The organism is Curvibacter sp. Hmag1.1 (genome assembly GCF_059769165.1).
The window spans coordinates 59,109-79,363 of the sequence record NZ_JBMBGX010000001.1 but is presented as its reverse complement, the minus strand read 5'-3'; the positions used below and the strand labels follow the sequence as shown (position 1 = coordinate 79,363).

The window sequence follows — 20,255 nt, the reverse complement described above, 5'->3', positions numbered from 1 at the left end:
ACGCCACGAATCGCAGATTTGAAAGTGAACAGGAAAGTCAATGAAATCAACGATCTACCAACACCACCTCCGCGCCAGTGCTAGCTTTTCGTACCGTCACTTATTGCACTGAAAACGAGGAGACCCCTCAACCGGCCCGGAGCCAACAGCGAACTACACCTGGTCGACGAGCGCATCGCCGCACGCGCTCCGAAGTCCCTGAGCGACGAACAGGCTGCGGCACTGCCGCTGACCACCATCACAGCCTATGAGCTGTTATTCGACCGGCTGCGCGTGCCGAAGGGCGGCGGTAGCGGTGAAACCCTGCTGGTGATCGGCGGCGCGGGCGGCGTCGGTTCTATCCTGATCCAACTGGCCCGCCAGTTGACGCAACTCCGCGTCGTGGCGACCGCCTCGCGGGAGGACACCCGTAAGTGGTGCCTGGAACTGGGCGCGCACGTCGTGATCGACCACAGCCAGCCGCTGGCAACCGCCCTCAAGGCGGCGGGAATCGCCGAGGTCGACTATGTCGCTGGGCTGACCCACACCTCGCACCACTACGAGCAGATCGTCGAAGCGCTCAAGCCCCAAGGCGCGCTGGCCTTCATCGACGAGTTGGAGGGTGTGGACATCATGAAACTCAAAGCCAAGTCCATCTCGCTGCATTTCGAGCTGATGTATACCCGCTCGCTGTTCCAGACCCCAGACATGGCCGAGCAGCACCGCCTGCTGACCGAGGTGGCCCAACTGGTGGACAGCGGCCGTATCCGCACGACCGCGAACACGACCCTGAGCCCGATCAATGCCCGCAACCTGCGCCAGGCCCACGCACTGCTGGAAAGCGGCAAGACGCAGGGCAAGATTGTTCTCTCAGGTTTCTAAGACCTCAGCGCCTCCCCTATCCCTTTTTCTCTTTTTCATCGGAATTACCATGAACACCAATCTTTCCACTCGCACTTTCGCAACTGCCTCGATTACCCGTGAAGCTGCCCAGGCCCTGAGCGTCGCGGCGCAGGCAGCTGCCAACAAAATGGGGCTTAAGGTCGCCATCGCCATCACCGACGGCGCAGGACACCTGAAGTCTTTCGAGCGCAGCGACGGCGTTCCCTTCCTGGCCATCGACGCGGCTATCGACAAAGCTTGGTCGGCGGTGTCCTTCGGACTGGGCACCCATGTCTGGAACGAAATCGTCAAAGACGCTAAGGTCGCTCAGCTCGCGCACCGTCCGCGACTGGTGACTGTCGGCGGTGGCTTGCCCATCATCCAAGACGGCCAAGTCGTCGGCGGCATCGGGATCTCCGGTGCCAGTGCGGACCAGGATCACGAGGCCGCGAAGATGGCGCTGGCCGAACTCGGCTTCGACGTACCCGCATAACTCGGAGACGCCGACCATGATGCCCAAGCCCATAACTTTTTTTGGGTTTGTGCGCCATGCGATGGTCCTCTTGGCGCTCTTGGTCTGTGCCGGCGCCCTTTGGGCCCCGGCCCAGGCGCAGACCGCACCTACCGTCTTTGCCGTGATGGATCGCAGTCGCTTTGCCATCGACATGGAGATCCGGATCCAGCCCAGCATTGTTGCCAAATTCCTGGCGCTGATCCAGCAGTGGGTGGCGCAGAGCCGCGGCGGCGCGGCGGTCGTCGACTTCCGCGCCTTCGCCGACTTCGGCCAGCGACTCAAGCCGCTACTGGCCGCACCGCTCACCGCCACCTTACTGAGGCCCTTGCAATGACACCAGCCTACATTGTTTTCATCAAAGAGAAGACGATCGACGCCGCCGAACTCGATAACTACCGCGCCAAGGTCGGCAAGAGTTTTGAAGGGCACCTACTCGAGTTCTGTGCAACCTACGGCCGGCAGGAAGTGCTGGAGGGCGCGCCTGCTGAAGGTATGGTTCTTCTGAAGTTTCCCGACTGGGATTCGGCCAAACGTTGGTACCACGGACCCGCTTACCAGGAGGCAGCCCGCCACAGGTTCGCAGGGGCGGTCTACCAGGCCATCCTCGTCGAAGGGCGCGCAAGCGAACCGGCGCCAGCGGAGGACAACGATGACCGGTGAATGGGCGATTACTCGGCAGGTGGACATCATCGCTGTCAACTGCATGGCCTTGTAATTGGCTGGACAAAACCTATGTGGCAAGGTTTTCGGCGGTAATTACGAACTTGAGGGAATCAGATATCCGCGAATGCTTGCATTGCGTCGAAACGGTTCATTCGTGCTCAATCTCGGGCCGCGATTGTTTGATTTTTACAAACAGTGATGCTTAAGCTTGCCTGTTTATTCGGGAGGCCATCTTCCATAAAGTCGGCTCTTCGTTAACCAAGGGGCGTGTTCGCCCCACTTATGAAAGATGTGTATGACCCAACGCGACGTCGTTTTCCCGCCCGGACGCCAAGCACTTTATGAACGTAACCGCTATTCGCCAGCTGTAAAATCCAATGGATTTCTGTTCGTTTCAGGGCAAGTTGGCAGTAAAGAAGATGGTTCGCCTGAACCCGATTTGGAGAAGCAAGTGCGGCTCGCGTTTGAAAACCTGAATGCGATTTTAAAAGCTGCAGGCTGTACCTTTGACGACGTGATTGACGTCACCGTCTTCATCGTCGATCCCGAATCGATATTCGAGAGGATCTGGAAGCTGATTCCAGAGTATTGGGGCAATGCGCCACACCCGACGCTGACAGGTGTAGGTGTGACGTGGCTCTACGGCTTTCAGTTCGAAATCAAAGTAGTTGCAAAACTCCCTGAGCAGGGAAATACCTGACTTGTAAAGAAGGCCCGGCGTAAGCCGGGCTGACACTCGATCCGGCACGCAGCTCAAAGCGTCCAGCGCCAAAGAAAATCGCCTTCTAAGTGACGATTGCAGTGACTCTGATTTCAATGCGCATAGCAGGAAGACCAAGGGCTTCAACGCCTAGCTGAGTCCAAATCGGTGCGTGATTTGGCATGTACTTACGATAGAGCTTGACCATCGTATCGTTTACCTCTGGGGGGAAACCGCCGACATGGTACGAATTGACATGAACGACATGCTGCCAACTAGCTCCAGCAATCGCCAAAGTCTTCTCGAGGTTGCGGAACGCTTGACGAATTTCCCCTTCGATCGATTTAGGGAATTTGAAATTTTCGTCCCAACCGCCCTGACCTGATGTTTCGACTCGGTCGCCGATCCGTACGGCCTGGGAATAGTGCAGTGCATTTCGAAGGTTTTCTCCGTAACCGGGAGTGACGAAGAACTTTGGTTTATTCATCTCGTTGCCTTGTTTATCTTGATCGTTGTTGGTAGATGTTTTTTCCAAGCGTTTGGCGCCAGCGGCCGTCGACACAATTGCCAGTGTCGCCACGGCGGCGGATTTGAGTAATAGTCTCTTCACGTGAGTTCCATTTAAGTTACATCTGAGTAAGTCGCCCTGCGGTCCAGCGCAGCTGCCGAATTGAACGAAAACGAATAAAAAGCCGGTTCACCTTATTGCTGGTGAACACCGATGCTTTTCATGCAGAGCGACTGTAGGACGTAGTTGCGCGCGAATAAACAGGCAAGTCGCACAATCACTATTTGCGAATCCCAAACAATAATTGGGTTAAAGGAACTCACATGGACCGTTTTGATGCAATGCTCGCTTTCGTCCGCGTGGTGGAAGCTGGTAGCTTCACCAAGGCGGCGCAAACCTTGCATATGAGCAAGACCACGGCGACGCAACTGGTTCAGCAATTGGAAGCGCGACTGCGCGTTAAATTGCTTAATCGCACGACACGAAAAGTCAATGTCACTGCCGATGGCGCAGCCTACTATGAGCGAGCGGTGCGCTTGTTGATCGATTTGGATGATGCCGAGACCAGCCTATCGAGCGCGGCGGCATCTCCCAGAGGCCGTTTGCGCGTGGATGTACCCAGCCCGCTGGCGCGGATGCTTTTGGTTCCCGCATTTCCTGCATTCCACGCGCGTTATCCCGACATTCAGATTGAACTGGGGGTCAGCGATCGGTTGGTCGACCTTATTGGCGACAACGTCGACTGCGTTATTCGTGGCGGTGAACTCACTGTACCGTCCCTCATCGCACGGCATGTCGGCGATCTGCGGCTGGGTGTCTATGCGGCACCAAGCTACCTGCAACGCGTTGGCACACCATTGCACCCTCTAGATTTGGGTGGCGCTGAGCACCGTATCGTTGGTTTTCTGTCTTCGCGTACAGGTAAGGTGTTGTGGTTTCCGCTTCGGCGGGGTGCTGAAAGAATTGAAATTCAAGGGCGTTATGTCTTGGCCATAGACGATGGCAACGCCTATCTCGCCGCCGCCGTAGCTGGCATGGGAGTCGTGTGGTTGCCAGATTACATGGCGAAAGAACACCTGAAGAACGGAGAACTGGTACCTCTGTTTGAAGATTGGGCCCTCGATTCCATGCCCATGTACTTGGCGTTTCCTCCGAACCGGCATGTGAGCATGAAGTTGCGTGTATTTATCAACTGGATCGTAGAGTTGATGGAACAACATGCCCCCATCACGACCTAGCTCCCCGCTACAAGGGTCTCTGGATGCCACTCGCTAACTCCGACTTGCCAGTAGCCACTGCGTTGCTGCTGCAACAGGTGCGCGCCTGCACCCTGTGCGCACCCAACTTGGCCCTCGGCGTTCGACCAATTTTGCAAGTGCACCCGGCAGCGCGCATTCTGGTGGTAGGGCAGGCACCGGGCATCCGGGTCCACAACAGCGGTGTCCCTTTTGACGATGCCAGTGGCGACCGTTTGCGGGAGTGGATGGGTATTACCCGTGAGGTGTTTTATGACCCCACGAAGATGGCAATTGTTCCAATGGGCTTTTGCTACCCTGGCACTGGCAAGTCCGGCGACCTACCGCCCCGCCCCGAATGCGTCCCGCGCTGGCGACAGCAGGTGCTGGGGCATCTGCCCGACGTCGAACTCACACTGGTAATTGGCCAGTATGCGCAGGCCTGGCATTTGCCCAAGTCGTACAACAGCAGTGTGACTAGCACGGTGGAACGCTGGCAGCAATATGCACCCAGCGTGATACCTTTGCCACACCCCAGCCCGCGCAACAATATATGGCTTAAACGCAATCCGTGGTTCTCCGAGACGCTGTTACCGGAACTAAAAACGCTGGTCGCGCGGGCGCTTGACTAGACTAATTTGCGAACGATCATGCTGCAGACTTGGTCATGCACGTCGCGCAAATCTTGCGGTGCCTTGGAGAAATTCATTTTCTGATCCAGGCGTACCTTGGCTGACGTAAGTGACGCAGCCGTAGGTTTTTCAAAATCAGCCGCACCCATCACACTGCGCATGGAGGCCCGGGCCTGGCGCTCGGTCTCTTCATCGCTGAGCTTCTCACCCAACAGCATGGCACCGCGCTTGAGTGTCTCGCCGTGTATGGTGACGAAACAACCCAGCATGGCCTCGCGGGCTTCCAACGGCGTGACGCTGGTAGCAGATTTGGCTTTGTTCAATTGGTCTTTGACTTGCATACTTTTCTCTCAAACGTTTTAGAGCGGGCGGCAGGTTCGGGCCGCCCGTGGTGAAGCAAGAGGCTTAAACGGTTTCGTCCGCGCGAGCCTTGACCAGTGGAAAATCGATGACGGTGCCAGAGGCGTTGTTGACGAAGTTGGTGTAGACCGTGGCCGCCACGTTGGCGATGATTTCCATTACGGCAGCATCGTCATAGCCAGCTTCTTTAACTGCCTGAACGTCGGCTGCACTCACATGGCCTTGCTTCTCCACCATCAGTTTGGAAAATATCAATGCGGCCTGCACCTTGGCGTCATTCGACTGACCGATAAGGTTCACGGCCAACTCTTCCATCGGCAAACCAGTGCCCTTGCCCATCAGGGTGTGAGCGGAGGCGCAGTAGTCGCAATTGTTGACATTGGAGGTGACCAGTGCAATCTGGTGGCGCAGCCCTGCGGAGAGCTTGCCAGTGGCCAGTGCCTCGCCTTGGCCAAAGTAAAACTTCAGCGCGGCGGGGGAATGTGCAATGGTCTTAAACAGGTTGGGCACCATGCCCAGTTTCTTTTGAACGCCTTCGAGCAGGGTTGCAGATGCGGCGGGGGTGTTGGCAGAGGTGGCGGCTTCAATACGGGGCATGAGAATCTCCAGAAGTGTTGTGTGCGGGTTTGCACAGAATCTAATGTCGCGCTTCGGGCGATACTTGCGGGCACTGAAAGTCCAGCTTTCAGCACCATTCGTATCGAAAGCACGCCATGGACCGCCTCTCCCCCCTGTTCGCCCGCTTCTCACTCAGTGCCAATGTGTTCTACAGCGGCGCGCTCTGCGGGGTGGTGGATTTTCCGAATGACCGGGGGATTGGCATGCTGCATGTACTGCGTCGGGGCCAGTTGCGGGTCATCCATGCCAACGGTGAGCGCGTGGAAATCGTGGCGCCGACGCTGCTCTTTTACCGTCAGTCCAGTGTGCACCGTTTTGAAGTGGACGATCCTGCTGGCTGTGATCTGGTCTGCGCGCACATTGAATTTGGGGCCGGCATGGGGCTGCAGATTTTGCGCGGTTTGCCGGAACTGCTCCTTGTGCCCATGGATGACATTGCCGGCGTGCAGCCGACGCTGGAACTGCTGTTTGCCGAGGCCTTCACATCGCGCACCGGGCGCAGTGCGGCCATTGATCGTTTGATTGAATACTTCACCATCCTGCTGTTGCGTCATACCGTGGAGGCCAGTCTGGTCAAGGCGGGCGTATTGGCGGGGCTGGCAGATGAGCGTCTGGCCAGGGCGATAATGGCCATGCATGCACAGCCGGAAGAAGCGTGGACCCTCGAGACACTCGCGGGCGTTGCTGCCATGTCGCGCTCACGTTTTGCCAAGGATTTCCTGGACACCGTGGGAGATACTGCGATGGACTACCTTACCGATTGGCGCATTAGCCTTGCGCAGGGATTGCTCAAGCGCGGCAAGCCACTTAAAGCAGTTGCACCTGCCGTGGGTTATACCAGCGAGACCACCTTTGCCCGAGCGTTTTCGCGCCGCACTGGAGTATCGCCAACGAACTGGGTTGCAAGACTCAAAGTTGGCGGGTAACTTCAATGCACCCCAATGGAACTTCCAACTTCTTTAGTGACTTAACAAGTAGGAAGGCGACCTCGAAAAGCGCATCAAGATATCCCTTCGCTTACTCAGCCCCAATGAATACCAGCTGAGCCTTGGAGTCACGGCATAAACCAGTCCAGGTTTTACTCCGCCCCCCAGAGGATCAGTTTTCGACGGAAATCCACAGGCCATCAACAAAATCAGGCCAATGCCCATTCCAAGTTGCGTTCCAACGGTTAGCTTTGGGCCAAAGCGTCGAGGTAGTGCCGGCGGTATTGGGAGCGGCTGCGAGCACGCTGCACAACTGGATCAAGGCGCAGCTGAGGATGGAGCGTGGCATCTTAAAAGAGCGACGGCCATGCGCAGATCAGTAGGTGCTCTGCCTTACTTTCCCCGGCTGTCTCGCATCCCCGCAGTCCGATTGAACACAAGTTTGCCATCGTCGGCCGCTTTTGCATCCACCACGAAATACCCGTGTCGCTCGAACTGAAACCCCACGCCGCCAACCTTTGCCGCGGCCAATGAAGGCTCCGCGAAGGCCGCGCGTGTCACTAGGCTCTCCTTGTTCAACTCATTCAGCAAGTCCCCGCTGCCCGGCTGCGCCGTGGCAAACAGCTGTTCATACAGGCGTACCTCGACCGGCACCGCGTCGGCTACCGCGACCCAGGTGATGTTGCCCTTCACCTTCACCGCATCCGCGCCGGGCGTGCCGCTCTTGGTATCGGGCACCAGTGTGGCCCGCACTTCGACCAGCTTGCCACCGGTGTCGCGCGTGGCACCTGTGCATACGATGGTGTGGCCGTACTTCAGACGCACCTTGTTGCCGGGGAACAGTCGGAAGAAGCCTTTGGGCTGTACGTCTTCGTAGTCGGCGCGTTCGACCCACACCTCGCGGCCGATCTTGAAGCGGCGCACGCCGACTTCGGGGTCGCGCGGGTTTGCCGGGGCGGTGCAGTCGTCCAGTAGGGCGTCGCTGCCCATCAGCTCGGCCCAGTTGGTGATGACGAGCTTTACCGGATCGAGTACGGCCATGGCGCGCGGGGCGATAGGGTCGAGCGTGTCGCGGAGCGCCGCTTCGAGGCTCGCGTAGTCGATCCAGCCGCCGGACTTGGTCACGCCGCTGCGTTCGCAGAACAGCTTGAGTGCTTGGGGCGTGTACCCGCGGCGGCGCAGGCCGGCCAGCGTGGGCATGCGCGGGTCGTCCCAGCCGTCGACATGCCTCTCCTCGACCAACTGGCGCAGCTTGCGCTTGCTGGTGATCACGTGCGTCACGTTGAGCCGCGCGAATTCATACTGATGCGGATGCGGGCTGGCGATTAAGCCGCCTTCTGCCAACCGGTAGAGCAGCCAGTCGTAGAACGGGCGCTGGTCTTCGAACTCGAGCGTGGCGATCGAATGGGTGATCTGCTCCAGCGCGTCCTCGATTGGGTGTGCATAGGTGTACATAGGGTAGATGCACCACTTATCGCCGGTGTTGTGGTGCGTGGCCCGACGAATCCGGTAAAGCGCCGGGTCGCGCATGTTGATATTGGAGCTGGCCATGTCGATCTTCGCGCGCAGGATGGCGGCGCCGTCTTCGAGCTCGCCGTCGCGCATCTGTCGAAAGCGCGCCAGATTCTCAGCGGGGCTGCGGGAACGGAACAGGCTGTCGGTGCCGGGCGTGTTGAAGTCGCCGCGCGTGGCGCGTATCTGGTCGGGCGTCTGCTCATCCACATAGGCGAGGCCGGCGGTGATCAGGTACTCGGCCGCGCGGTACATGAAGTCGAAGTAGTCACTGGCGAAGTATTCGTGCGGTTGCATAGTGCCGGGCGCGCTGGGGCTGTCGGCGAGGTAGGTCTCGTAGCCGAGCCACTTCACCGCGTCGCGGATGCTGTCGACGTATTCCTGCTCTTCCTTCTCGGGGTTGGTGTCGTCGAAGCGCAGGTGGCATACGCCGCCGTATTCCTTCGCGAGTTCGAAGTTGAGCCAAATGCTCTTGGCATGGCCAATGTGCAGGTAGCCGTTAGGTTCGGGCGGGAAGCGCATACGGACTGTGGCCGGGTCTTGGGTGCCTTGCGCATGGTGTTGCGCGTCGCCGGGGCTGCCCCCCCATTTGCGCTCTGCATAGGTGCCTTGCTCGAGGTCGTTGTCGATGACATGGCGTAGAAAATTGCTTGGCTTGGCGGAATCTTTGTTAACTGTAGAAGTCATCTTTTCATTTTAGGAGCAACGCATCACAATACGCGGCGCGGTCTCATCGCCTAACTTTCAGTCGATGAAGCGCACAGCGCCCCATTCAGCTGAGGTTAAGGCCTTCGGCGAAGCCTGTGGCGAAAACAAGCTTCTGAATTGATTTTGTGTTCGAATCTAGGAGTCGCGGCCAGCTCGACCGCGGTTCAACGCGAGGATGAACTTGAGTGAAACATGACCAGTCTTAAAGTTGAATTCCCCGGGAGCCTAGGCCATCTGCTGGCCGCGCGGCTTGATAAACCAAGCACGTTGCCAAGGGCGTGGGCTGTCTTCGCCCATTGCTTCACGTGCTCCAAAGACTCGAAAGCGGCCGCCTACATTGCGCGTGCGTTGGTCGAAGCCGGTTTCGGCGTGCTTCGCTTCGATTTCACAGGCTTGGGTGGCAGTGACGGTGACTTCGCAAACACCCATTTCAGTTCAAACGTCGGCGATCTAGTCTCGGCGGCCGACTGGCTGCGAAGTGAGCATGGCGCACCAGCGCTCCTCATCGGACATTCGCTGGGTGGCGCAGCCGTTCTGGCCGCGGCACACCTCATTGCCGATGCGCGTGCGGTGGTGACGCTGGGCGCGCCCTTCGATCCCGCACAAGTTAAGCACCAGTTTGGCGAGGGTCTGGCTCTCATCGAGTCCAACGGCGAGGCCCGTGTCACGCTTGCGGGCCGCGAGTTTACATTGCGGCGGGAATTTCTTGATGACGTCGCCTCCCAGCCGCAAGCCGAGCGCATCCGTGCGCTGCGTCGGCCACTGCTTGTATTGCACGCGCCCGGCGACACAATCGTTGGAGTAGAGAACGCCCGCCGAATCTTCGAACAGGCGCTGCACCCCAAATCCTTCGTATCGCTCGACGATGCCGACCATCTGCTCAACAGCCAGAGCGATGCGACGTACGCCGCAGGGCTCATTGCTGCCTGGGCGAAACGGTATTTGCCGGACCCCGCCCCTTTGAACGAAGTGACTTCGACACGCGGAGCTGTGCCGCCACCAGTCGGCGCAGTGCGGATCAGCGACCTTCCGGGCAACTTTGCCGTCAACGTTGAGTCGGGGCGCCATGCGCTGGTGAGCGACGAACCAGTGGAAGTAGGCGGAGACGACCTCGGCTTGGGACCATATGACCTTCTGCTCGGTGCACTAGGAGCCTGCACGGCGATGACTTTGCGCCTTTACGCCCGCCACAAGAAATGGCCCCTTGAGAACGTCCGCGTCACGTTGTCGCACGCCAAGATCCACGCTACAGACTGCGCGGAATGTGAGACCAAGGAAGGCAAGATCGACCGCATCGAGCGGACTGTTGAACTCGCCGGGCCGCTCGATGCGCCTCAACGGGCTCGTTTGCTGGAGATCGCCGACAAATGCCCCGTGCATCGCACGCTCACGTCTGAGATTGAGGTCAGAACGCACCTCTCCTAGGAACTTTTTTGCCCTGCCATGGCAAAAACGCTGACGATATATAGCCCGCAGCCATAACTGAGGCTGAATCAGCTTTGCGGCCATTATCGCCGCGCCGCCACCGCGCCAGGATCCCAGAACTATGCCAGACCTCTCGTCCTTTCCAATCACGCAGCGCTGGCCGGCATCCCATCCTGGTCGCCTGCAACTTTATGCAGTTCCCACCCCCAATGGCTTCAATGTTTTGATCATGCTGGAGGAAGCTGGCCGTGGCATTCGTGCTCGATGTCCGACCAGACGCTTAAGCCATGGTGTTCTCCAATGAGATTCAAGAATTCAAGTTAGCAGATTTCAATCAGAGAGGAAGGAACATCATGTCAATATTAAGGAGCATCACTACTGCATCAAAACCTGCCACCATGCTTACGTTGGTGGCCACAGTGCTGCTTCTTTTAAAGATCCTCTGGTTGAACCGCATTGTTGCTCCAGCAGTATTTGTATTTGAACTGGGGCAGCTAGTCGATGCGGTCTTGACGTCCATTGTGGCCAGCTACGTTTTCTATTTGATCGTCGTCCATATCAAAGAAGTTGATGACAAAGCGACCGTTGCACCTTATCTTAAAAAGCACAGTCGACATGTCGTTGGTATCTGTGAGAGCCAAGTGGTTGCAATCGGCAATGCGGCAAACTTAGTTCTCACATTGGATGCAGTTACAAAGGCGCAGGTAGTGCAAGCGTTCTCAGCCATAGCCCCAATCTCAAGCGCCCCTTTGCACTTTATTCCCTTCAGCTCGCAAACGAACTGGATGCAGTACTTGGATCACCACATTGGTCGAACGCGCAGTACCCTAGAGAAGGTACTCGCGCAAATTATTTTTCTGGAGGCCCATCACGTCAAGTTACTGATGGACATCGACGACTGTGTCCACTTTCTAGTAATTCCTCAAATTGTGAAGACACCTATCCGCAACACCAACCTATCCGCATTTGCGAATGAGTTTTTTGACTATTGCCAAGCCTGCAGAAAGCTGAAGACGTACATTGACGCCAATTTTTAGCGACCGGCAGTTGCACGTCGTTATCGGTAGAGGCTTGAGATCAACAGCTTGCCGACCACTTAGTTATTGTTGGCGCTGACCAAGTAAACACAACTTCCAGAGTCGGCTCACGAATGCAGCGAAGCGGCGCGGACCTGCGGGCGACCCTGGGTCGGGCGGCACCCGCTTGCCCAGCTCGGCAATCATGTTTCTAAACAGCTTCGGATCATAAGACCGGTTTGGCCAGCCAATGGTCGTATAGTCGGTGTAGGGGCCGTCGTAGCCGATGCGCAAAAAAGCCAGCTTGTAAACGAGGCACAGTCCTGCGAGAGACTTGTCGAGCAGCGTTTGGTCGCTCATCTTCCTCTTGTGGACTTCCAGCCCATGCGCAAAGGTGTTGCGCAGCTTCTTCCAGTTACCCAGCTCCCCCTTCTCGATGGCAGCAAGTTTCTCCAGGTGCGCGAGCTTGTCCGTTGCTGATCTACTGGCAAAGCCGCCAAGCATCTGAGTCCCCCTGTCGATGAGCTCCTTGCGCAAGCCGGTCTTGCCGATCGCCCCTACCATGATCATCTGGGCCTGCAAGGCTTCGTTCGACGGCGCGCCGAGCTCCTTGAAATACTCTTCCAGCAGGACTGCTTCTGCCGTCGCTCCGACATGCAAAGCGAAGACCTCCGCATAGCCTGCATCGCTGACCGAGCGCAGCCCAGCAAGCTTCACCGACATCGGCGCAAGCGGCTTGTCGCCCGCACTCTCGCAGGCGTATTTGAAATAGCAGTCCATTAGGGCGTAGAAGGCCTCTTCACTTCCCTCGTGCCTCAAGGGCGGCGGCATCAGGCCCTTGCCGAAGGTCGCGGCACCGCATAGCTCGACAGTCACCATGCCACTGTTGTAAGTCTCCAGCATGACCCAAAATGCCTGGACTCCTGTAGCGAACCTAACCGCTTCGAGCAAACGGATCTCAAAATTGGCGGGCATCGCCGTGGTGTTTTCCGCTTCGCCCCAAAGCTCATAGTAGACGAGGCTATCCGCGCCTCTCCTATACGCGTATCCGACTGAGAGGGCTCCGACCTTGCCGGCCGATTCACCATTCATGTGCGGGATACCGCGGAAGGGGAAGTCCAGCTCGTCAACCATCACGATGCGAGTCCACGGAACCGGTCCCTCCCCGGGGTGCTGACAGTGGATGCGCCCGCACTCTGCGATGACGTGGACTTTGCCGTAGACGATGTCACGGTTCACAAAGACGTTGGCGTTGCGCCATACGTTGCCCATGTTGTCCGTCGCCGCTAGCTCATAGTCGCCTGGCGTGATTTGGCCGAAAACGGTCCTGTCTCGCTTGTCCAGCTTCTCTTCGATCACCTCAGCGAACGTGTCTTCCAGCGCATCGAAGATCAAAGTCGCGCGCGCGCCAAACTTCGGGTTGACAGCCAACTGCCCGGCCGCTTCAAATTTCTCTTGACCTGGCCCATCGCCATTACGCTTCAACAGTATGTTCGGGCAGTCGATGACCAGGGAGCCGGCAATGAACCGCTCTTTAAAGTCGTCGTCAGCAAGCATTCCATATTCAATCGGCATGATTCCCCCTCTCCTCTATTGTGGCCGTCAATAGCTCGGTTGGCTTTGGGTGAGAAGGCCGGCAGCAGGGATCTCTCCTAACGTCATCAATGCGCTCACACACCGATCAACACACCAATGCAAGGCGGCCAAGGATGGCTTTGGCATGCGAAAGAGGTCTTAGGCGAAATGCGGGCATTCTCTACCCACTACCTCCAGGCACCTGTCAGGACGAACTCAGCGTGCGTGGCGTTGCGTCAAATCGCGCCTAGGCCTAGTAGCCACTTGCGCCCTAGAATCAACAAATGACAGGGGAGTTGATATGAAATTTGGTTTGTTGCTCGCAATCCTGATTGCGCTTGTAGTTGCTGCAGCCGCAGTTCTTCCGAAACTTCCGAAGAGGCCAAAAAAAGGAAACTTCGCTAAGCGCAAGGCCTTAACTGCCAACGAGCAGGCCATGTATTGGCGGCTCGCAGACTGTTTTCCCATGCCCGATCAAGCAGTGCTTGCGCAAGTCAGTTTTGGCGCGCTGTTACGAGCTAAAGGTGGCGCCAGCAGATATAGCTTCTCTCAAAAGATTGCGGACTTTGTCCTGATGTCAAAAGGGTTTGAGGTGATTGCTGTAATCGAACTGGACGACGCCAGTCACAAAGGACGCGAAGCGAACGATGCTGACCGGGATGCAATGCTGATTGAGGCGGGATACAAAGTGTTGCGGTACAAGCGAGTACCGGATCGAGCACAGCTTATGGAAGACATCGCCAGCTTCAAGGCCCCTACCGAAATGAATTCAACGAGTTAGCGAGTATTCGTTTCAGAGCAATACTCAAATCGTGGAGTGGGGGACCGCGGCTCGGCTAGCCGTTTGTTGCATATCCCGGAAATCGACGATCGTCATTCCGGAAATTGCTGACCAGTCTGCTTGTATTGATCAGTGCCACTAGCCTCGCGACGCAACCATCCTAGTCCGCAATCGACCCGTAGCCGGGGTCTCGTAAGCACCCAGCCAACACAGGTTGACTGCTAGGTACTTTTTAGGGCTGGGGCGTCCAGCGGTGCGGAAGCAGGTCCTCAATCTGGCTGTTCCGTTGCGTTGGCAGCCGTGTGAGGATGTCCTTCATGTAGGCATACGGGTCATGCCCATTGATCTTGGCGCTTTGAATCAAGCTCATCACGGCGGCGGCACGCTGACCGGCGCGCAGTGACCCTGCAAAGAGCCAATTGCCTCTTCCCAATGCGACCGGGCGGATTTGGTTCTCGCACCAATTGTTGTCTATGGGCACCTGACCGTCATACAGGTAGTGCGTCAGCGCCACCCAGCGTTTAAGACTGTAATCCAGTGCTTTTGCTGTTGCCGAGCCGTCGGGTACCTTGCTTCGCTGCAATAGCAACCACTTGTGCAGGGCATCGGCCACCGGTTTGGCATTCTCCTGTCGAATTTTCTTGCGTTCTTCGGCGTTGAGTACCTTTATGTCGCGCTCCACGTCATACAGTAGTTCAAAGAATTTAAGCCCCTCAGCAGCAATCAGGCTGCTGTGATTGGCATGCAGTTCAAACAGCTTTCTGCGGGCATGGGCCATGCAGCCGGACTCTTTGACACCCTTGGTAAACAGCGCCTTGTAGGCCACGTAATCATCGCAAACCAGCGTGCCGCTCCAGCCACCGTCTTCATCGGATTTACCCAAGAATGCTCTGGCATGTTCGCCGGCGCGGGACTCACAGAAGTCGTACACCACCGCGCGGGTAGTCTCGAATACTCCCGGTGCATACGCCCAGAGGTAGGCCCGGTGCGTCTTCTTGTTGCCCGGCTTGAGCATAGGGATAGGTGTTTCATCCGCATGCAAGATCGAGTGGCTCAGTACCGACGCCTTCAATGCATCCACCAGAGGCTGTAACTGCACACCACACATGCCAACCCACGCACCCAGTGTGGAGCGCGGTATTTCCAAGCCAGCACGACCAAAGATCTTCTCCTGCCGGTAAAGGGGCAAATGATCCGCGTACTTGGCCACCAACACCTGGGCCAACAATCCGGCTGTGGGGATCCCCTTATCAATGACTTGCGCAGGAACCGGCGCCTGGGTCAGCGTTTCACAACCGGCACAGACCCATTTGCCACGAACATGGCGCTCTACCGTGAACACGCCAGGCGTGTAGTCCAACTTCTGAGAAACATCTTCACCTATTCGTTTGAGTTGGCAACCACACTTGCAGGTTGTTGAATCGGGTTCGTGGTGGACATCGACATGCGGCAGGTCGGCTGGCAGCGCAACACGTTTGGGCTTCTTGGGCGACTCGGTGTCAGTCTTGGGTGGTGGTGTGAGGTTCTGGAGTTCTTGCTCAATGGCGGCAAGATCCTCGTCAAAGGCTTCTTCGAGCAGGCTGACCTGCGTGCTGTCGAGTTGCTCACGGCTGCGGCCAAACTGGTGGCGCTTGAGCACAGCCATCTCGTGCGTGAGCTGATCGATCTTGGTCTGGCGGTACACCAGTTCCTTGGCATCGCTGCTGATCGTTTGTTCTTGTTGCTCCACCTTGGTCATCAGCCCAATAAGGAGTTCGCGCAACTCTTGCGCGCCCAATTGGTCCAGTGATTTCGGGATGACAACCATGGCAAGCAGTGTGGCAAATACGGCCCGCCATCGCTATTGGTGCATGCACCAATGGACCTGCCATACGCCCACTCACACTGAAGCCTCCTTGAAAGCTTGAGCCAGTTAGAAGTAGAGAAAATCCCCCCAACGGAGTCTCTACGTGAAGAAATCAAAGTTCAGCGAAAGTCAAATCGTCGGCATCTTGAAAGAGGTCGAATTGGGAGCCAAGGTCGGTGAGACCTGCAGGAAGCACGGCGTCAGCGAACCCACCTACTACAAGTGGAAGAATCAGTTCAACGGGATGACTGTCCCGCATCTTTCTCAGTTGCGAGAGCTGCAGGAGGAGAACGCCAAGCTCAAGCGCATGTATGCCGACCTTGCACTCATGCACCATGCGTTGAAGGACGTCGTTGACCGAAAGCTCTGACCCCGCAGCGTCGGATTGATGTGGTGCAAACGCTCATGGCCGACCATGGCATGAGCCAACGTAAAGCCTGTGTTGCCAGTGGCATTGCCCGCTCCACACTGCGCTATTGCCACAAGCAGCCTGACGACTCCGGGGTCATCCAGTTCATGCAGACCTATATGGCTACCAATCCACGGCATGGTTTTGGCCTGCTTTACGCAAGCGCCCGCCATCAGAACCAGCCCTGGGGCAAGACAGTGTTGTGGCGGGTGTACTGCCAGCTCAATCTGAATCTGCCACGACGGGGTAAGAAGCGCCTGCCTGCGCGCATCCGACAGCCTCTGGAGGCGGGAAAGCAGCCCAATCAGGGTTGGAGTTGTGACTTCATGTCCGATGCTTTGTGGTCGGGCCGCAGGTTCCGCACCTTCAATGTCATCGACGAATTCAACCGGGAGGCGTTGCGCATCGAGATTGACACAAGTTTGCCCGCTGCCAGGGTTATCCGGGCCTTAGACGAACTAGTGGAGGTGCGTGGTGCGCCGCTGTTCATTCGTCTGGACAACGGCCCGGAATTCATTGCACATGCGCTGGCCGAGTGGGCCAAGACCAAGGGTATTGCCCTCAATCACATCCAACCAGGCAAACCAACGCAAAACGCCTATGTCGAACGATTCAATCGGACGTATCGCACCGAGGTGCTGGACTGCTACGTCTTCGATTCCTTGCAGGAGGTCAGAGACATGACTGCGGACTGGCTCCATCGCTACAACCACCACCGACCCCATGAAGCATTGGGGTCAGTTCCGCCGGTCGAATACCGTGTGACAAAATTCCCCAACCTCTACTTCTGAATGGTTCAGGAATTCGAGGTGGCTTCAACACAACCGTGATGATGCCGTTATTGCCCAGGCGCTGCCAGGGCAGACCCAGCACCAAGGCTTGTAATTGTTCCATGCTGAGTTGCTTATGCCGGTTCAATGTTGTCGTTGCTGGCCAGACAAACTTGCCTTCGTTGAGCCGTCGGGCCGCCAACCAGATACCAATGCCGTCATGCACGAGCACCTTCACACGATTGGCACGGCGGTTGGCAAACAAGTAGGCGTGGTGGGGATGCGCCGCACCGAACACCTGGACCACTCTGCCAAGAGCCGTATCCGTGCCCGCACGCATATCCAGTGGCTGCACTGCCAGCCAGGCGCAGTCGATGCGAATCACTTCAGAACGCTGGCCGACCAAGAGGCAAATTCACTGGCCGCAGACATGGGCCAGGTGACGGTCATGGCCAGGCCGCCCTTGCGCACCTCCACCTTGATCTCACGCTCTACAGGTTCGGTCGTTTGAGCGGGCAGAGGCACCGCAATGAATGCTGGCACAGTCCGGTCTGTCATATCCAGGGCAGTAGAGCCCGTGCATGAGCCGGCTTGGGAAGACTCTTTGAGCCAGCGATGCAACACGTTGGCGTTCATGCCATGTGAGCTGGCAATGGCCGCTATGGATGCGCCCGGTGCTCTGCAAGCAGCCAGCAATTCGGCCTTGGTGTCAGGAGAGTACGTGCGCTTGGTACGTCGCACTGCGTACCTGGGGGTATCTGAGTCTTTGAGCATTGCGTCCACAATCATTTGTTGTGGACACAATGTTGCACGGTCACAGGTCAGTCAACAAGGTGACTTCGCTGGCCGCTTACAAACGGCCCGCTGGAGTTTGTCTCAGTTTGTCTCCCAGATCCAAAACCCAATCAGGTGTTAGTCAAAGTCCTTGCAACTGGACTGTGTCAAAGTCAAGTCTATTGGATGCATCAGGATAGGACAGCCCCTATGCTTTTTGGTCATGAAGGCTATGGGGTAGTTGCAGAAGTAGGTTCGTCTGTTAAGGGACTCAAAGCTGGTGACACAGTGCTGGTAACTTGGGTTCCCAGACAAGATAAAAGTGGACGCACTCCTGAGGCAGCTACCGTTAGCCTGACCGCTGAGCTAGAAGCTCGCTCACCCAATGTGTTTACCTGGGCCAATTATTGTTTGGCTGATGAACTCTATGTACGACTTATACCAGGGCAAAAACATGGCCCATTGATGTCCATTATTGGCTGTGCGGTTATTACTGGTGCGGGTTCAGTTATGAACGCTGCCCAAACACGCGAAGGTGAATCAGTCGCCGTGTTTGGCGTTGGCGGTGTAGGGCTTTCAGCGGTTGCTGCTGCCAAGGTATTGCGTGCAGAACGAATCGTTGCAATAGACCTCGATCCTCGCAAGCTCATGCTTGCAGAGAAATTTGGCGCAACTGTCACCGTGAACAGTAATGTTGAAGTCCCCTCAGATGTAATTTTGAGTATGAAACCGCTACGTTGCGGCTGTCATCCTGGGGTAGATGTAGCCATTGACTGTGTCGCCATTCCACAAGTGACTCAACAGGCAATAGCTTCCCTTCGTGCGGGGCGTCTCGGAATTGAGCGTGGCGGTCGAGCTGTTTTAGTTGGTATACCCAAGCAGCCTGTGACGCTTGATGCAATCGATATGTTGATGAAAGAAAAAAGGCTTATCGGGTCACTCGGCGGCTCTTGTCGGCAAGAGCAATTGGATGATTTCATAGGTTGGTATCACGACGGTTTATTGGACCTCTCCGCCTTAGTAACTGATCGATACAGTTTTGAAAATATTCCGATAGGAGCACAAGCGCTTGAGCAAGGTCAGATTGAGGGGCGCGCAATAGCGCTGATCGATTAGTGCCTTTAAATGTTGAGCTGCCATTCTTTTCAAATGTGAAACCAAAAAATTAAATTATGAACACTGCACAATATTCGAAAAACGATGAAGCGGAACCAAGCGGCCCTCTTCTTGGAATTCGAGTACTCGATATCTCAACAGTAATAGCGGGGCCATTTGCAAGCGCATTGATTGGAGACATGGGTGCAGATGTCTTGAAAATTGAAATGCCTGGTACAGGAGACCACATCCGGCATCTCCCACCACACAAAGAGGGAATTCCTTTGTGGTCCAAGGTAACAAACCGCAACAAGCGTGGGATCACTCTTGATTTGCGCACAGCGGCAGGAATGCAACTGCTGGAGCGATTGCTCCCAGAATATGATGTCTTGGTTGAAAATTTTCGACCTGGAACCCTCGCTCGCTGGGGACTACCGATTGAAAGAATTCACGAAATTAATCCCAAATTAGTTGTCCTACGGGTAACCGGATTTGGCCAAGACGGGCCATATTCAGGACTACCCGGATTCGCCCGCAGTTTTGAAGCTCTGTCTGGCTTCGTAAATTTATGTGGCCATCGGGACGGTCCCCCCATGTACCCCGGCTTCCCTGTGTCTGACGCCCTGACGGGTGTCTTTGGAGCTTTCGCAGTAGCTTCGGCACTTTTAGAACGCGAAAAATCATCCAATCGCTGTGGCCAGGAAATTGATCTTTCCGCAACCGAAGCTATGTTTCGAGTTTTGGACTTCATGCCGATTGAGTATGACCAATTGGGAATAGTTCGGGGGCGTCAAGGTAATCTAAACGCCTATTCAGCCCCAAGCGACGTCTACTGTACTTCTGATGACCGCTGGATAGCCATGGCCGTTAGCGCGCCGACTGTATTTGCTCGCCTTGCGCGGGCCTGGGGAAGACCGGACTTACTAACCAACCCTGATTTCTGCACAAATACAGCTCGCTTGGCTCATCGGGAAGCAGTTGAGACAATTGCCAGAGAATGGTTCAAGGCTAGAACTTTTGAGGAGGCAAGTCAGACACTTAGAGAATACGATGTCAGCTTTGCACCAATTCACAACATTCACGACATCTTCAACGACCCTCACTTTCAAAGTCGGAATGCGATCATCTCCGTCAATGATGAGCAGCTTGGTCCGGTACGCATGCAAAATGTTGTCCCGCGTTTTTCAAAGACACCCGGCCGTGTCTGGCGTACTGGACCGGAACTTGGCCAGCACAATCAAGATGTACTTTGTGGAGAACTTGGCCTGACACAAGATGAATTAGTCAAGTTATCGACGCTTGGAGTAATCTAAACCTCATTGTCTGC

General features: G+C 56.3%; 21 protein-coding genes and 2 pseudogenes. 15 read left to right on the top strand and 8 right to left on the bottom strand.

What is annotated here, in order from left to right; translation table 11 throughout:
- Window positions 1–132: 132 nt before the first annotated feature.
- The 5 genes and pseudogenes from ACOAP0_RS00390 to ACOAP0_RS00370 all read left to right on the top strand — a co-directional run.
- Window positions 133–861: pseudogene (locus ACOAP0_RS00390) on the top strand (zinc-binding alcohol dehydrogenase family protein); the annotation flags it as partial.
- A 49-nt stretch (window positions 862–910) separates the two neighbouring features.
- Complete coding sequence (locus ACOAP0_RS00385) at window positions 911–1,354, top strand: GlcG/HbpS family heme-binding protein (protein ID WP_498374483.1); 444 nt, start codon at window positions 911–913, stop codon at window positions 1,352–1,354.
- Window positions 1,355–1,373: 19 nt separating this feature from the next.
- Complete coding sequence (locus tag ACOAP0_RS00380; RefSeq protein WP_498374484.1) at window positions 1,374–1,709, top strand: hypothetical protein; 336 nt, start codon at window positions 1,374–1,376, stop codon at window positions 1,707–1,709.
- On the top strand, window positions 1,706–2,035 hold the full coding sequence (locus ACOAP0_RS00375; protein WP_498374485.1) for a DUF1330 domain-containing protein: 330 nt from the start codon (window positions 1,706–1,708) through the stop codon (window positions 2,033–2,035). The genes ACOAP0_RS00380 and ACOAP0_RS00375 overlap by 4 nt, the downstream gene beginning before the upstream one ends.
- Window positions 2,036–2,333: 298 nt before the next feature.
- The gene (locus ACOAP0_RS00370; protein ID WP_498374486.1) at window positions 2,334–2,738 is read left to right on the top strand and encodes a RidA family protein; all 405 of its coding nucleotides are present in this window, start codon (window positions 2,334–2,336) and stop codon (window positions 2,736–2,738) included.
- 85 nt (window positions 2,739–2,823) lie between these two features.
- On the opposite strand, the gene ACOAP0_RS00365 is transcribed toward ACOAP0_RS00370, so the two are convergent.
- Window positions 2,824–3,348, bottom strand: a complete 525-nt coding sequence (locus ACOAP0_RS00365) for a RidA family protein (protein ID WP_498374487.1) — start codon at window positions 3,346–3,348, stop codon at window positions 2,824–2,826.
- Window positions 3,349–3,569: 221 nt separating this feature from the next.
- On the opposite strand from ACOAP0_RS00365, the gene ACOAP0_RS00360 reads away from it, so the two are divergent.
- Entirely contained in the window at window positions 3,570–4,484 is a 915-nt protein-coding gene (locus ACOAP0_RS00360; RefSeq protein ID WP_498374489.1) for a LysR family transcriptional regulator, read from the top strand.
- 23 nt (window positions 4,485–4,507) lie between these two features.
- Window positions 4,508–5,113 carry a uracil-DNA glycosylase family protein gene (locus tag ACOAP0_RS00355; RefSeq protein ID WP_291218310.1) on the top strand — a complete coding sequence of 202 codons (606 nt, stop codon included), beginning with the start codon at window positions 4,508–4,510 and terminating at the stop codon, window positions 5,111–5,113.
- Here the strand turns inward: ACOAP0_RS00355 and ACOAP0_RS00350 are convergent.
- A complete protein-coding gene (locus ACOAP0_RS00350) occupies window positions 5,110–5,454 on the bottom strand; it encodes a hypothetical protein (RefSeq protein ID WP_498374490.1) in 345 nt (114 codons plus the stop codon). The genes ACOAP0_RS00355 and ACOAP0_RS00350 overlap by 4 nt on opposite strands.
- Window positions 5,455–5,518: 64 nt before the next feature.
- Window positions 5,519–6,070 carry a carboxymuconolactone decarboxylase family protein gene (locus ACOAP0_RS00345; protein WP_291218306.1) on the bottom strand — a complete coding sequence of 184 codons (552 nt, stop codon included), beginning with the start codon at window positions 6,068–6,070 and terminating at the stop codon, window positions 5,519–5,521.
- A 116-nt stretch (window positions 6,071–6,186) separates the two neighbouring features.
- Here ACOAP0_RS00345 and ACOAP0_RS00340 point away from each other — a divergent pair, with 116 nt between their 5' ends.
- The gene (locus ACOAP0_RS00340) at window positions 6,187–7,017 is read left to right on the top strand and encodes an AraC family transcriptional regulator (protein WP_291218304.1); all 831 of its coding nucleotides are present in this window, start codon (window positions 6,187–6,189) and stop codon (window positions 7,015–7,017) included.
- 393 nt (window positions 7,018–7,410) lie between these two features.
- Here the strand turns inward: ACOAP0_RS00340 and ACOAP0_RS00335 are convergent, their stop codons facing one another.
- Window positions 7,411–9,216, bottom strand: a complete 1,806-nt coding sequence (locus tag ACOAP0_RS00335) for a glutamine--tRNA ligase/YqeY domain fusion protein (RefSeq protein WP_498374491.1) — start codon at window positions 9,214–9,216, stop codon at window positions 7,411–7,413.
- Window positions 9,217–9,429: 213 nt separating this feature from the next.
- On the opposite strand from ACOAP0_RS00335, the gene ACOAP0_RS00330 reads away from it, so the two are divergent.
- The 3 genes and pseudogenes from ACOAP0_RS00330 (at window position 9,430) to ACOAP0_RS00320 (ending at window position 11,699) form a co-directional block, all read left to right on the top strand.
- Window positions 9,430–10,662: a bifunctional alpha/beta hydrolase/OsmC family protein gene (locus ACOAP0_RS00330; protein WP_498374492.1), complete on the top strand. Its 1,233-nt coding sequence runs from the start codon at window positions 9,430–9,432 to the stop codon at window positions 10,660–10,662.
- Between the two features lie 121 nt (window positions 10,663–10,783).
- Window positions 10,784–10,909 (top strand): annotated as a pseudogene (locus ACOAP0_RS00325) (glutathione S-transferase); the annotation flags it as partial.
- Window positions 10,910–10,949: 40 nt separating this feature from the next.
- On the top strand, window positions 10,950–11,699 hold the full coding sequence (locus ACOAP0_RS00320) for a hypothetical protein (RefSeq protein ID WP_498374493.1): 750 nt from the start codon (window positions 10,950–10,952) through the stop codon (window positions 11,697–11,699).
- Window positions 11,700–11,762: 63 nt separating this feature from the next.
- Here ACOAP0_RS00320 and ACOAP0_RS00315 read toward each other — a convergent pair whose 3' ends face one another.
- Window positions 11,763–13,253, bottom strand: a complete 1,491-nt coding sequence (locus ACOAP0_RS00315; protein WP_498374494.1) for a hypothetical protein — start codon at window positions 13,251–13,253, stop codon at window positions 11,763–11,765.
- 301 nt (window positions 13,254–13,554) lie between these two features.
- Here ACOAP0_RS00315 and ACOAP0_RS00310 point away from each other — a divergent pair, with 301 nt between their 5' ends.
- Window positions 13,555–14,034: a DUF2726 domain-containing protein gene (locus ACOAP0_RS00310; RefSeq protein ID WP_498374495.1), complete on the top strand. Its 480-nt coding sequence runs from the start codon at window positions 13,555–13,557 to the stop codon at window positions 14,032–14,034.
- 232 nt (window positions 14,035–14,266) lie between these two features.
- On the opposite strand, the gene tnpC is transcribed toward ACOAP0_RS00310, so the two are convergent.
- Window positions 14,267–15,841 (bottom strand): IS66 family transposase, encoded by a 1,575-nt coding sequence (gene tnpC / locus ACOAP0_RS00305; protein ID WP_498374496.1) that lies wholly within the window; start codon window positions 15,839–15,841, stop codon window positions 14,267–14,269.
- A 142-nt stretch (window positions 15,842–15,983) separates the two neighbouring features.
- Here tnpC and ACOAP0_RS00300 point away from each other — a divergent pair.
- Window positions 15,984–17,080, top strand: a protein-coding gene (locus ACOAP0_RS00300; protein ID WP_498374497.1) for an IS3 family transposase whose coding sequence is annotated in 2 segments (ribosomal slippage) — window positions 15,984–16,236 and window positions 16,236–17,080 — 1,098 coding nt in all. Because the reading frame shifts where the segments join, the coding sequence is not laid out codon by codon here.
- Here the strand turns inward: ACOAP0_RS00300 and tnpB are convergent.
- Window positions 16,962–17,414 (bottom strand): IS66 family insertion sequence element accessory protein TnpB, encoded by a 453-nt coding sequence (gene tnpB / locus ACOAP0_RS00295; protein ID WP_498391281.1) that lies wholly within the window; start codon window positions 17,412–17,414, stop codon window positions 16,962–16,964. The two genes, ACOAP0_RS00300 and tnpB, sit on opposite strands and share 119 nt — an antisense overlap.
- 26 nt (window positions 17,415–17,440) lie before the next feature.
- Window positions 17,441–17,848: a transposase gene (locus ACOAP0_RS00290; protein ID WP_498374498.1), complete on the bottom strand. Its 408-nt coding sequence runs from the start codon at window positions 17,846–17,848 to the stop codon at window positions 17,441–17,443.
- 120 nt (window positions 17,849–17,968) lie between these two features.
- On the opposite strand from ACOAP0_RS00290, the gene ACOAP0_RS00285 reads away from it, so the two are divergent.
- A complete protein-coding gene (locus ACOAP0_RS00285) occupies window positions 17,969–18,949 on the top strand; it encodes a zinc-binding dehydrogenase (RefSeq protein ID WP_498374499.1) in 981 nt (326 codons plus the stop codon).
- A 56-nt stretch (window positions 18,950–19,005) separates the two neighbouring features.
- The gene (locus ACOAP0_RS00280) at window positions 19,006–20,241 is read left to right on the top strand and encodes a CaiB/BaiF CoA transferase family protein (protein ID WP_498374500.1); all 1,236 of its coding nucleotides are present in this window, start codon (window positions 19,006–19,008) and stop codon (window positions 20,239–20,241) included.
- The last annotated feature ends 14 nt before the right edge of the window (window positions 20,242–20,255 follow it).

Bases quoted from the DNA above. Each gene is read 5' to 3' on its own strand.
- ACOAP0_RS00345 (WP_291218306.1), bottom strand. From the start codon at position 6,070: ATGCCCCGTATTGAAGCCGCCACCTCTGCCAACACCCCCGCCGCATCT.
- ACOAP0_RS00335 (WP_498374491.1), bottom strand. From the start codon at position 9,216: ATGACTTCTACAGTTAACAAAGATTCCGCCAAGCCAAGCAATTTTCTA.
- ACOAP0_RS00355 (WP_291218310.1), top strand. From the start codon at position 4,508: ATGCCACTCGCTAACTCCGACTTGCCAGTAGCCACTGCGTTGCTGCTG.
- ACOAP0_RS00290 (WP_498374498.1), bottom strand. From the start codon at position 17,848: ATGATTGTGGACGCAATGCTCAAAGACTCAGATACCCCCAGGTACGCA.
- ACOAP0_RS00280 (WP_498374500.1), top strand. From the start codon at position 19,006: ATGAACACTGCACAATATTCGAAAAACGATGAAGCGGAACCAAGCGGC.
- ACOAP0_RS00330 (WP_498374492.1), top strand. From the start codon at position 9,430: ATGACCAGTCTTAAAGTTGAATTCCCCGGGAGCCTAGGCCATCTGCTG.
- ACOAP0_RS00310 (WP_498374495.1), top strand. From the start codon at position 13,555: ATGAAATTTGGTTTGTTGCTCGCAATCCTGATTGCGCTTGTAGTTGCT.
- ACOAP0_RS00385 (WP_498374483.1), top strand. From the start codon at position 911: ATGAACACCAATCTTTCCACTCGCACTTTCGCAACTGCCTCGATTACC.
- ACOAP0_RS00380 (WP_498374484.1), top strand. From the start codon at position 1,374: ATGCCCAAGCCCATAACTTTTTTTGGGTTTGTGCGCCATGCGATGGTC.
- tnpC (WP_498374496.1), bottom strand. From the start codon at position 15,841: ATGGTTGTCATCCCGAAATCACTGGACCAATTGGGCGCGCAAGAGTTG.
- ACOAP0_RS00370 (WP_498374486.1), top strand. From the start codon at position 2,334: ATGACCCAACGCGACGTCGTTTTCCCGCCCGGACGCCAAGCACTTTAT.
- ACOAP0_RS00350 (WP_498374490.1), bottom strand. From the start codon at position 5,454: ATGCAAGTCAAAGACCAATTGAACAAAGCCAAATCTGCTACCAGCGTC.
- ACOAP0_RS00340 (WP_291218304.1), top strand. From the start codon at position 6,187: ATGGACCGCCTCTCCCCCCTGTTCGCCCGCTTCTCACTCAGTGCCAAT.
- ACOAP0_RS00375 (WP_498374485.1), top strand. From the start codon at position 1,706: ATGACACCAGCCTACATTGTTTTCATCAAAGAGAAGACGATCGACGCC.
- ACOAP0_RS00320 (WP_498374493.1), top strand. From the start codon at position 10,950: ATGGTGTTCTCCAATGAGATTCAAGAATTCAAGTTAGCAGATTTCAAT.
- ACOAP0_RS00360 (WP_498374489.1), top strand. From the start codon at position 3,570: ATGGACCGTTTTGATGCAATGCTCGCTTTCGTCCGCGTGGTGGAAGCT.
- ACOAP0_RS00315 (WP_498374494.1), bottom strand. From the start codon at position 13,253: ATGCCGATTGAATATGGAATGCTTGCTGACGACGACTTTAAAGAGCGG.